Raw genomic sequence first — 11,545 nt, forward strand, 5'->3', positions numbered from 1 at the left:
AAGCGCTCGGGATAGGTCTCAGCAAACTCCTGGGTCTTGGTCGAGTTCTTCACGTCGCCATCGAGCACGACGAGATCCGGGAACCGGCTGCCGAGCTTCTGCAGCGCGGCGCCAAAGGCGGCGCGGGTCGCGACCTGCTCGCCGAGCTCGTACTCGACCTTGAGCGGCAGTCGACTCTCCTCTTGGGCACGCTCCGACGCCACCTGGGCCATGGTAGCGACCGTCGGCTCAGCACTCGGCACCCGGCGCGGCTCCACCAACAGCCGCAGGTCGGGCTCGTTGATCTCAGCGAGCGCTTGCGCCAGCTGATCGTCATCGAGGGCCTTGCCGTGCCAGCCTTCCGCGCCTTCGAGGAATGAGATCCCCTTGCCTTTGACGGTGCGGGCGATGATCGCCGTTGGTCCCGGCTGTTGCGCGCTCTTGAGCGCCGCCAGAATGGCGCCGAAGTCGTGCCCGTCGATCTCTAGCGTACGCCAGCCGAAGGCTTGGAAGCGACGAGCCAGGACCGAGGTGTCATGACCATAAGGGGCAGGACCGCTTTGCTCGAGGCCGTTGGCATCGACGATGGCAACGATCTGCTCCAGGCGCTGGTCAGCCGCGAACTGGGCGGCCTCCCAGACCGAGCCTTCAGAGCACTCGCCATCGCCGAGCAGGCAGAACAGACGCGCGCTGATCCCGTCCAGCCGGTCCGCTAGGGCCATCCCATTGACGGCGGCGAGCCCCTGTCCCAGGGAGCCGGTCGCGACAGGAATCCAAGGGTTGCGCGGTGTCGGATGACCCTCGAGATCACTGTCGATCTGCCGCAGGGTCAGCGGATCGGTCTCAATGGCGCCGGCCTCGGACAGGGCCGCCCAGAGGATGGGCGCCGCATGGCCCTTGGAGAGCAGGAAGCGATCCTGATCGCGGGCGCCAGGCGCGCTCGGGTCCCAGCGCATCTCGTGGAAGAACAGGGCGGTGACCAGGTCAGCGCAAGACAGCGCCGAGGTCGCATGGCCAGAACCGGCGCGGCTGGTCATCCGCAGCACCTCAGCACGCAGCCGGCTCGCCTCGCCAACCAAGGGTGTCGCGCGCTCAGCATCCTGCCGGGACTCCTGTGTGCGCTCGATGCGGTCGGCGAGCCGCTGCATCAGCTGATCATAGGGATCGATGAACTTCTGCACGCCTTCGGCAACCAGCTGATGCGTGATCGCATCGAAGTCGATCTCAAGCTTACGCTGCAGGCGCTCGAGCAGCTCTGCCGCTTCGGCCGGGCTGCCCGCCGCTGAGACCTCGATCCAGCCGTGGTCGTCGAAGGCATCCGCGGTCGCCTCCGGCATGGTCGAGATGGTCTCTGGCAGGATCAGCGACTCGACGTAATGGGTGTCCGACAGGCTCGGGTCCTTGGTGCCGGTGCTGGCCCAGACGAGCCGTTGCGGACGTGCGCCGGCCTTCGCCAACCGCTGCCAACGCTCGCTCTCGCCGACCTCGCGAAAACGCGCATAGGCCAGCTGGGCGTTGGCAACCGCGGTGCGTCCGAGCAAGGATTCGGCCTCAGCAACGATGCGCTCATCGACCTGGGGGTCGATGCGCTGGCGCAGCTCGCGGTCCACCGCAGTGTCGATCCGGCTGAGGAAGAAGCTGGCCACCGAGGCGACGCTGTGCAGATCCTTGCCGTCGCGCAGCCGCTGTTCCATGGCGCGCAGGTAGGTTTGCAGGGTCTGCTCGTAGGCGTCGCGACCGAATAGCAGCGTGATATTGACGTTGATCCCGTCGACGAGCAGGGTCTCGACCGCATGCAGCCCCTGCGGCGTGCCCGGTACCTTGATGAACAGGTTCGGGCGTCCGACCCGGTCCCACAGTTCGCGGGCCTGGCGCAGCGTCGCGACAGGGTCATAGGCCAGGTGCGGCGAGACCTCGAGACTGACGAAGCCGTCGAGTCCGTCGGTCGCCTCGTGGATCGGCATCAGTAGGTCGCAGGCATCGCGAACGTCGTCCGTGGCCAGCTGCTCGTAGACCAACTCAGCGGCAACCGAGCCATCACGCGCAAGGGTCTCGAGCGCAATGGCAATGCGGTCATCGTAGCTCGCGGAGTCCGCCATCGACTTTGCGAAGATCGCGGGATTGGAGGTAATCCCGGACAGACCCTGCTCGCGGATGCGCGATTCGAGTTGGCCGTTGCCGAGCATGTCGCGCGATAGGCTATCGAGCCAGAAGCGCTGGCCGTGATCGTTGAGCTTGGCGAGTTGTTGATTCGGCGCGAGTTGCTGATTCGGCATTCCGGAATCCCCTCGATGATTGGCGTAGATGACAATGATGGACGGGCCGGCGCACACTCGCGGCCAATACCTCGTCTCGAGTTAACAATGATCAGCAAGAGCGATGCCAGCGCAGGGCCAGCCCACGGCCAGCGCCGGACCAGATCAGGACCAGCACAGGGAACGGGCGGCGCTGAAGGCACGAGCGCTGACGGCAGCCTCGATCGGCGGCGCGGCGACGGGGCCAATGCCCCGACCGACGGTGCAAAGCACCCGCTTGCCTTTACAGCGTCAGAAACATGGCCGAGCCGGAGATGTCGGACAGTGGCCTCACCATCATTCATCGAAAAATCCGCAATCAAATTCGGATTTTTCGAAGTACTTAACGAATCAGCCAGAGATGACTCTCGATATGATCGACCTACGCCAACCGCCAGAGACGTGACCGGGACCGCCGTTCCACGGCAGCCCAGCCAACGCCGGGCTTTCGGGGAGGCTAGCTTCCGTGCCTACGTCAGTATTGAGGCCAAGTTATGTCCCCATCCGACCTCCCTCCTCCGCATCCGAATTGGGCTGCATCGATGAGCCCTCAGGCACGCCGTCTCCTCGATCTGCCGCTACCGCCGGAGACTCGCTCGCTACTGGCCGCCGCGCCGAGTGTCACCGTGGCCGGCTCCCACGAGGATCTCATGGCCCTCGCCGTCCGCGATGCGGGCGACGACGGCTTCCATGAGGTCGACTATCAGGTTCCCGGAATCGGCCAGGTGGTCGAGGCCAAGGTCTGTCGCACCCGCAACGGCATCTCAGCTAACTACATCGAGCCCTACATGCGTCGTCGCGACCCGGATTGCATGGTCATCGGCGACGACCGCCCGACGGACAAGACCACCTATGTCGAGCGCTTCGGGGGCTCCTTCGACCCGGTGCGCGAGGAGACCTTCGAGTGGCTGAAGACCCAGCCGCTCGCCGTCTTCGCCTTCTATGCCGGTCTGCCGAGCCCGGCGACCCAGGCGCTGGTGATCGGCCCGGACAACGCCGGCTTCTTCGCCCTCGGGCTCGCGCTGCTGCAAGGGATCGTGCCGGTCGAGGACCTGCCCGATGATTTCCAGCCCAAGGCCGTCATCTACGTCGCGCCACCGTTCCGCCACACCCACTTCGAGGGTCGCCAGGTCGTCGTGCACAACCGCCGCGACAGCCTGCACGAGGTGTTCAGCTACAATCTCTACCCCGGCCCCAGCGCCAAGAAGGGCGTCTATGGGGTGCTGCTCAACATCGGCGAGGAGGAGCGCTGGGTGACCATGCACTGCGCCACGGTGCAGGTGGTCACGCCCTACGAGAACCGGGTCGTGATCTCGCACGAGGGCGCGAGTGGCGGCGGCAAGAGCGAGATGCTCGAGTACGCCCATCGCCGGCCTGATGGGACCCTTTTGATCGGTCGTAATCTCGAGACCGGCGAGAAGCGCAAATTCACCCTGCCCAAGGGTTGCGACCTGCGCCCGGTGACCGATGACATGGCGCTCTGCCATCCGTCGCTGGAGAAGGGCAACGGCAAGCTGACACTGATCGACGCCGAAGAGGCCTGGTTCGTCCGCTGTAACCATATCGACCGCTACGGCACCGATCCGCACATCGAGGCCCTCACCGTCCATCCGCCGGAGCCGCTGCTGTTCCTCAACATCGAAGGCCGGCCAGGTGCGACGACCCTGCTTTGGGAGCATATCCAGGACGCACCGGGCGAGCCCTGCCCGAACCCACGCGTGATCATCCCGCGCAAGATCATCCCCGATGTGGTGCGCGGGGCCGTGGATGTGGACGTGCGCAGCATGGGCGTGCGCACCCCGCCCTGCAGCGCCGAGCGGCCCACCTACGGCATCGTCGGTCTGTTCCATCTGCTCCCGCCAGCGCTCGCCTGGCTCTGGCGGCTGGTGGCCCCTCGCGGCCACGCCAACCCCAGCATCGTCGAGACCGCCGGGATGACCTCCGAGGGCGTTGGCTCCTACTGGCCCTTCGCGACCGGACGCATGGTCGATCACGCCAACCTGCTGCTGAACCAGATCATCGAGACCCCTGAGGTCCGCTACGTGCTGATCCCCAACCAGCACATCGGTGTCTGGGAGGTCGGCTTCATGCCGCAGTGGATCGCCCGCGAGTACTTCGCGCGTCGCGGCGGTGCGCGTTTTGCCGCCAACCGGATGCGGCCCTCACGCTGCTCATTGCTGGGCTACACCCCCGGCAGCATCATGATGGAGGGCAGTACCATCGGGAACTGGTTCTTCGAGGTCGAGCATCAGCCCGAGGTCGGCCCGGCGGCCTATGACAAGGGCGCCGCAATCCTCACCGAGTTCTTCCACCGCGAGCTGAAGGCCTTCCTCGGTTCCGATCTGTTGCCGACCGGACAACGGATCATCCAATGCTGCCTCGATGGCGGCAGCCAAGCCGAGTATCAGGAACTGCTTGATCTGCCCTTCCTCGAGCCGGACGAGGATTAAGGGACGGGGGCTTGGAGCAGTTCGACTTCAGGCGACACCGGCACCAGCCACGCTCCTTCGATGCAGCACCACCGACCCTGAGGCGACATGTCCTCGGGGTCGATTACCTGCATCTGCGCGGCAAGCAGTCGGGCGACCTCGTTGTCACCCGGCATGGCTGGCCGGTCCTGGAATCCATCGTCCCCTCGCAGCGGTTCTTCGGCGATCGGCTGCGCAAGGTGGGTCGCCACCTCGCTGGAGCGACCGGCGCCGTCTATCGGGTGCCGGTGGCGCATCCGGCGCGCTCGACCTTTGCGTTAGTGGTGAAGTTCAGCCGCTTCGCGCAAGAGGCGCTGATCTCAATCCCCCCGAGCGAGCCCATGGACTGGGCCGAGCGCGATCGGATCGCAGTGAGTGAGTTCCTGTCACCATTCGAGGAATTTGCCAATCTTGAGCGCCTGCGCGCCAGTGCCGGGATGCGCATCCCGACCAAGGCGCCGTTGGCGATCTACTCGCCGGCCACCCGCTACCTCGACTGGCAGCTCGGCCGCATCGACCACCGCCGTTGGTGGTACGATCGCGTCCTCGCCGAGGACCAGGCCGAGCAGCCCGGGGGCTCTAGGGTCGCGTACGACTGGGAGCGGATGTATGTCCTGATCTATCGCTGGATCGATGGCATCGATGCCGAGACGGCCTGCCAGCAAGGCTCGCTCACCGACACCGAGCTGCGCACGCTCTGCCAAGAGGCACGCCAAACATTGCGCGATCACGGCTGGGATGTGCTGGATCATAAGGCGCGGCATGTGATCGTGCGTCCGCAGAGGACGTCCGGGGCCGATGCCGGATTGAGGTCTGCCCCCGCGCTGACGCCAGAGGCCGAGCCGGAGTCCCAGTTGTCGTCCATGTCCGAGTCCGAGTGCGAGCACCCGTCGACACCAGGCCGGCTCGTCTGCCGTCATGGGCATCGGCTCTGGGCGCTCGTCGATTACGAGCTCCTGGTGCCCTATCCCGCACCCAGCGGCGAGACACTTCAAGCGCAGTAGACCGCCGCGCGCGGTCTGTTCACTATAAGGAACCACCGTATGACGAACAAACACGACGACAGACGCTGGAGCGTCGTCGCCGGGGCATTGATCATTCAGATGAGTCTGGGCGCCGTCTATATCTGGAGCGTCTTCCAGACACCACTATTGGCCCAATTCCCGGGTTGGTCCGAGACCCAAGTCACCCTGCCGGCTCAGCTGGTGATTGCGGTCTTTGCAGTCGCCGTGATCCTGGGGGGACGTATCCAGGACCGGCTTGGCCCGCGGCTGGTCGGCAGCCTGGGCGGCCTGATCCTGGGCCTCGGGCTCATGCTCGCTGGGCTGACGGACCACTTCGCCGAAGGACCGGCTTTGGCCTGGCTCGTGGGCACCTATGCCGTGCTCGGCGGTCTCGGCATCGGCATGGCTTATGTCTGCCCAGTCGCAACCTGCGTGAAATGGTTTCCGGACAAGCGCGGGCTGATCACTGGCTTGGCCGTCGCCGGATTCGGCGCCGGTGCCTTCTTCTTCGCGCCCTTGGCGCGGGCACTGATCGGTGGTGGCGACTATGAGCTGTTCGGACTCGGGCTCTTCCCGCTGCCGCAGGCCGGCGTCTTCGACACCTTCATGGTACTCGGCGCCATCTTCCTAACCACCGTGGTGCTCGGCTCCCAGCTGCTGCGCAACCCACCTGAAGGCTATTGTCCGGCGGGCTGGACACCACCGGCAGCCACCGCGAATCACCACTGCACTCAGGTCAGTTTCACACCGGCCGAGATGCTGCGCACCCCGACCTTCTGGCTGCTCTGGATCACCTACCTGGCCGGCAGCACGGCTGGACTCATGGTGATCATGAAGGCCGCACCGATTTGGGAGGCCTTCAGCCTGTCAGCGGCCGTCGAGGTCCCGGTCTCCTACGAGCGCTTCGCGACCATTGCCTCGGCTGCGGCGATGGCGGTGGGGGTGCTCGCGCTGTTCAATGCCGCTGGGCGCATCCTCTGGGGCCGGGTGTCAGACAGCCTCGGCCGCAAGCAGACCTTGATCATCATGTTCGTGCTCTGCGCCTTGGTCCTGTTCGCGCTCGACTGGATGCGCCTCTACCCCTTGTACCTGCTCGGGGTCTCGCTGGTCGCCCTCTGCTTTGGCGGCTATCTCGCGCTCTACCCGGCAATCACGGCCGACTACTATGGCACCCGCCACATCGGCGTGAACTACGGCCTGCTCTTCACCGCCTACGGCAGCGGCGGCCTGCTCGGCCCGTTCCTGGCCGCGGTGCTGCTGGAGATCACCGAGGGCGTCAAGTACCAAGTGCTGGATCCGACCGGGGAGCTCACCACCCGGGTGTTCCAGCTCGGCGATTACGATGTGGCCTTCCTTGCCGCTGGCCTCCTCTGCCTGGCCGCTGCAGTGCTGACGCTGGCGCTGCGGGCACCGCAACCTAGCGATCTGCGTCTCGACACCCCGGAGACGGCTGGTGCCAACCCGGGTCTGCCGGCGTACGAGCAATCCTGATACGGGCGCTGCGTCAGCAGCATCCGATAGGTCAGTGCGCTGACCCGATCCAAGAGACGCAAGAACGCATCGAGGCGGCCTCAGCCCTCTGATGCCTGATCACTAGAATCCTCGATCAGCTCAAGGCAAAACGGCGCCTGCCCATCGAGCGCATGCCGGGCGATGATGGCGGCCGCTGCGCTCCAGCCCTGATGACGGGTGCCACCGGGCGTCAGGTCGCGGCCGTGGATGTACTCGGCAAAACCCCAGGGCTCGTCGTCCATCGGCAGCGCATTGGCGCGGTTGATACCATCGAGAAACCGCTGGGCTTGCTGCTGCAGACCCCGCCGCGCCAGATCACAGACGTAGAAGCTCGTCACCATCGGCCAGAGCCCACCGTTGTGATATTCGTAGGGCGCGTTCTTGAAGCTGTACGAGAACATCATCTGCAGGTCTTCCCAGTCATCGTCGACGGGACGGATGACTGGATGGAACGCGGGCAGCAAGGCCGCCTCGCGGCCCTGGAAGTCATGATCCCTGTGCTGGTCTCTATCCTGCTCCCCGTCCTGATACTCGCGCTGATCCTTGCGCTGGTCCCTATCCTGCTCCCAGTCCCGATACTCGCGCTGATCCTTGCGCTGGTCCCCATCCTGCTCCCCGTGCTGGTCGCCGTCTTGGACGATTGCCTGGGCAATATCATCGGCGATGTACTCATCCACCCGCTGCCGCTGGGCCTCATCGGCGACATCGAGCAACGAAGCCAGCACATTGGCCAGGGCGTCGAAACGATAGCTGTAGCCGGCCGGTGAGAAGGACGCCATCCAATGCCGGTTGCGGCAATGCGCTGCCGCCTGGAGCCCCTTGCGGTAGAGGACCTCATGATAGACATCCTCCGGAAGCCCGCTGTCGTCGTCCTCCGCAAACCAATAATTGCCGCGAATCAGGTGTCGGAGTCGGCTGATCCGCTCGGTCAGCGCATGATCGGCGGAGCCGTGCACCGACTCGTGGATCTTGGCCAGCGTGCGCTGCGCCTGCAGATAGAGCAGCTGGTCGTAGAGCACATAGCCATTGTGCAGATACTCATCCGCCCAGTCCCCGGTGAGCGGGACATAGAGCAGCCCGCGGTTATTGAACTCCCCGGCGCCGAGCCCGAAACGGATCTTCTCGATCGCGGGGATCATCCGATTCAGAAACGCCTCGTCACCAGTGGCACGCCAATACTCGCCGCAGCCGATCAGAAACCAGAGATTGGCGTCGATACGACCAGCCGTACCGCCATAGCTCACGCGCCCGGCGACAGGATCGACGTTGCTCGGGATCTCGCCATGCGGACCCTGATGGTCCGCCAAGGTCGTGAAGGTGTTGCGGGCCGCCTCATGCAGGGCCGCCTCATCGGTGAGCAGCGCCGCCAAGCCGATGATGGCCCCGTCCCTTGCCCAGATCCGGTGATAATTGCGGTGCTCGGTCGGCGACGCGACGAAGCCGTGCGAGCTCTTGCAGGCATGCAGCAGTTGCAAGGAGCGCTGGTAGGCGTCTTCTTTCAATCAAAGCCTCAGCGATGGTGTTCGGGCGGGCACGGGCAACCGCATAACCAGTCCGCAGCCGGGCGAATGTCGTCTCATCGAGCCAGAGCGACATCGCCCGCTGCTCCCATCTGGGTATTATTCGGCGCGCTTCTCGATCACGCCACAGGCGATGCGTGGCCCCGCGGCGCCCGAGGGCTGGGACTGATAATCATCGGCACCCTCGTGGATCACCAGTGCAGCGCCGTCATCATCGAAGACTTGGGTATCCATGTCGGCGACCTGAGTCATCACCTCGATCTCGAGTCGACCGTTTTCGGGGATATGGATGTTGGGCATGTCACCCAGGTGCGGGCCGTCTTCGATCAGATAGCCGTGGGCGTTGGGCGGCTCGGCGGTCAGATGGCCGCCAGCGGAATCGAAGGGTGGCTCGCAAGCACCAGTCTCGTGGATGTGAAAGGCATGCACACCAGACGGCAAATTGCCAAGCCGCGCATGCAGTAAGACGCCGTTGGGGGTCTCGCTGAGCAGCACGGCGCCGACGGTGTTGCCGTTGCGGTCCTGCATCATGCTTTCGCCCAAGGTCGGCTCGGCCGCAAGAGGCAGGCTCAACGAGGCGCCAAGCAGAACCGCCGGCATGGCGAGCCAGGCCGTGAGGCGGATGCGAGGACCTGTGGAATCGGTGTGAGGCATCAGTAAAGGTCTCCGTGTCGTTGCGTGATGATGGCTGCTGGCCCGCATTGACTCCGCGCTTGGGCCGAGCCCATGGCGGACGATCAGCCGCTTTTCAGGTAGCAAGCGCACAGCAAACGCAATACCAGCCTCAACCGCGAGACCCATCGGCACTCTAGCGGCTGAGTCCGAACCACCGAGCAATCCTTGCCCCAACCGGCAACCACACCGCGACCGCTGTGTCCTGCGGGGTCGGAGCGCAGCGGCCCTGTCCGCATTCCAAGGTCTGCAACGATTGCCGATATCCACCACCGTTGGGTGTTATTCACCCGCTCTTGATCAGCCTCTGAGCCGACACCGATCAGGCATCGATCAGTCATCCATCAGCGACCCAGGGGCACAAGGCGTGTTGTTGGCTCAGTTCGCGGGCACGCTTGTTTGGCGCACTGGGTTGGCCCACTGGGTTGGCCCGCTTGTTGCTGCCTCCGGACATCGGGTTCTACATCAGGTCTTGTTAGCCGGAGGTTGTGCTAGATGGAAGGTTTCACGCCCGTCCTGTCAACGATCGGCGGGGTGCTCATCGGTTTCGCCGCGATCGCATTACTCTATTTCAACGGCCGCATCGCCGGCATCAGCGGCATCATGGGTGGCGTGCTCAGACCGCTGAAGGGCGACACGCTCTGGCGCGCGGTCTTTCTGCTTGGACTCATGACCGGGGCAGCGTTGATCGTACTGCTGCATCCGGCGGCGATGGATCTGCGCTTCGACGTCTCTGATTCCACCATCATCCTGGGCGGCTTCCTGGTCGGCATCGGCACCCGCATCGGCACTGGCTGTACCAGCGGCCATGGTGTCTGTGGCGTCGGTCGGATGGCGCCGCGATCGTTGGCCGCAAGCGCGGTCTTCGTCGGCTTCGCCATCGCAACCGCCACCATGGTCCGGCATGTTTGGGAGGGGTTCTGATGCTCGGCTATCTCGCCGTCTTCCTCTCCGGCACCCTGTTCGCAATCGGGCTTGGCGTCTCCGGCATGACCCTGCCGCAAAAGGTCATCGGCTTTCTTGACCTCGGCGGCGATTGGGACGCCAGTCTGGCCTTCGTCATGATAGGCTCGGCTGGCGTCTACCTGATCTTCTACCGCTGGATCAAGCAACGCTCGAGTCCGCTCTTCGATACCGAGTTCCACATCCCGACCCGTAACGACATCGATCAACGACTGCTGGTTGGCGCCGCGCTCTTCGGGATCGGCTGGGGTCTGGTTGGATTCTGCCCCGGCCCGGCGATGACCGCGCTGGTGAGCGGCCATCCGGAGGCACTGATCTTCTTTACCGCGATGGTCACCGGGATGTACGCCCATCGCACGGTGGACCAGCTGGCGGAGATTCGGACACCGACCGGGAGCATGAGTGATGGATGATCTGCGTCAGCCACTGCCGAGCAGCGCCGTCGTGAACGGGCACCACGCCGACGCGGGCCATCAAGTTCAGAGACTGCATCTCGGCCCGATGCGAAATCTGGTCTATGTGATTGGGGATCGCGACAGCGGCCATGCCGCAGTCGTCGACCCTGCCTGGGATACCGGAGCGATCATGGCGGCACTCGGCAAGGCCAAGCTATCGCTCACCGACGTCCTGATCACCCACGGCCACGACGACCACGTCAACGCCCTCGCAACGCTGCTCGGTCGCGCCACACCGCCCGGGCATCATCAGCCCAAGATCCATGTCCTGGCCGAGGAGGCCGATTTCTGGCGCCGCGCGGCATCGGGCACGAGCCATGCCTCGGTGCCCGCCGATCGCACCAGCGAGGTCTGGGGCGCTCCGCCCCCACCGCAGCTGCAGCTGCATCGGCACCATGACGGCGACCGGATCAGGCTCGGCGCTACCGAGATCACCTGCATCGCCACGCCGGGCCACTCGCCGGGCGGGGTCTGCTACCAACTGCCCGACCAGCTGATCACCGGCGACACGCTGTTCGTCTACGGTTGCGGCCGCTGCGACCTGCCTGGCGGTGACGCACAGAAGATGTTCGAGTCATTGCAGCGTCTGAAGGCGGAGATCCCGGATCACACCACCCTGCTGCCCGGCCATCACTATGCCGCTGCGACAACCTCGACCATGGGCGAGCAGCGCCGGGC

The 11,545-nt window shown here is 64.9% G+C and carries 9 protein-coding genes; 6 read left to right on the plus strand and 3 right to left on the minus strand.

What is annotated here, in order from left to right; translation table 11 throughout:
* On the minus strand, positions 1 to 2,255 hold a 2,255-nt coding region (locus ACY693_RS07620), incomplete at its 3' end, for a transketolase (RefSeq protein ID WP_462321233.1).
* Positions 2,256 to 2,767: 512 nt separating this feature from the next.
* On the opposite strand from ACY693_RS07620, the gene ACY693_RS07625 reads away from it, so the two are divergent.
* The 3 genes from ACY693_RS07625 to ACY693_RS07635 are packed head-to-tail and all read left to right on the plus strand — an operon-like array spanning position 2,768 to position 7,236.
* The gene (locus ACY693_RS07625) at positions 2,768 to 4,723 is read left to right on the plus strand and encodes a DUF4914 family protein (RefSeq protein WP_462321234.1); all 1,956 of its coding nucleotides are present in this window, start codon (positions 2,768 to 2,770) and stop codon (positions 4,721 to 4,723) included.
* 11 nt (positions 4,724 to 4,734) lie between these two features.
* On the plus strand, positions 4,735 to 5,745 hold the full coding sequence (locus ACY693_RS07630; RefSeq protein ID WP_462321235.1) for a hypothetical protein: 1,011 nt from the start codon (positions 4,735 to 4,737) through the stop codon (positions 5,743 to 5,745).
* Positions 5,746 to 5,784: 39 nt separating this feature from the next.
* Positions 5,785 to 7,236, plus strand: coding sequence for an L-lactate MFS transporter (locus ACY693_RS07635; RefSeq protein WP_462321236.1), 1,452 nt, complete (start codon positions 5,785 to 5,787; stop codon positions 7,234 to 7,236).
* 80 nt (positions 7,237 to 7,316) lie between these two features.
* Here ACY693_RS07635 and ACY693_RS07640 read toward each other — a convergent pair whose 3' ends face one another.
* Positions 7,317 to 8,759: an amylo-alpha-1,6-glucosidase gene (locus tag ACY693_RS07640; RefSeq protein ID WP_462321237.1), complete on the minus strand. Its 1,443-nt coding sequence runs from the start codon at positions 8,757 to 8,759 to the stop codon at positions 7,317 to 7,319.
* A 117-nt stretch (positions 8,760 to 8,876) separates the two neighbouring features.
* Positions 8,877 to 9,431: a superoxide dismutase family protein gene (locus ACY693_RS07645; protein ID WP_462321238.1), complete on the minus strand. Its 555-nt coding sequence runs from the start codon at positions 9,429 to 9,431 to the stop codon at positions 8,877 to 8,879.
* Between the two features lie 513 nt (positions 9,432 to 9,944).
* On the opposite strand from ACY693_RS07645, the gene ACY693_RS07650 reads away from it, so the two are divergent.
* The 3 genes from ACY693_RS07650 to ACY693_RS07660 form a co-directional block, all read left to right on the plus strand.
* Positions 9,945 to 10,373, plus strand: a complete 429-nt coding sequence (locus ACY693_RS07650) for a YeeE/YedE family protein (RefSeq protein ID WP_462321239.1) — start codon at positions 9,945 to 9,947, stop codon at positions 10,371 to 10,373.
* Positions 10,373 to 10,825 (plus strand): DUF6691 family protein, encoded by a 453-nt coding sequence (locus ACY693_RS07655; protein WP_462321240.1) that lies wholly within the window; start codon positions 10,373 to 10,375, stop codon positions 10,823 to 10,825. Before ACY693_RS07650 ends, ACY693_RS07655 begins: the two co-directional genes overlap by 1 nt.
* A partial coding sequence (locus tag ACY693_RS07660) for an MBL fold metallo-hydrolase (protein ID WP_462321241.1) occupies positions 10,818 to 11,545 on the plus strand: 728 nt, incomplete at its 3' end. The genes ACY693_RS07655 and ACY693_RS07660, both read left to right, overlap by 8 nt.

The organism is Halochromatium sp., from assembly GCF_054919635.1.

What these genes read in the sequence shown, in the direction of transcription:
- ACY693_RS07625 (WP_462321234.1), top strand. Translation starts at nt 2,768, where the DNA reads ATGTCCCCATCCGACCTCCCTCCTCCGCATCCGAATTGGGCTGCATCG.
- ACY693_RS07635 (WP_462321236.1), top strand. Translation starts at nt 5,785, where the DNA reads ATGACGAACAAACACGACGACAGACGCTGGAGCGTCGTCGCCGGGGCA.
- ACY693_RS07645 (WP_462321238.1), bottom strand. Translation starts at nt 9,431, where the DNA reads ATGCCTCACACCGATTCCACAGGTCCTCGCATCCGCCTCACGGCCTGG.
- ACY693_RS07650 (WP_462321239.1), top strand. Translation starts at nt 9,945, where the DNA reads ATGGAAGGTTTCACGCCCGTCCTGTCAACGATCGGCGGGGTGCTCATC.
- ACY693_RS07655 (WP_462321240.1), top strand. Translation starts at nt 10,373, where the DNA reads ATGCTCGGCTATCTCGCCGTCTTCCTCTCCGGCACCCTGTTCGCAATC.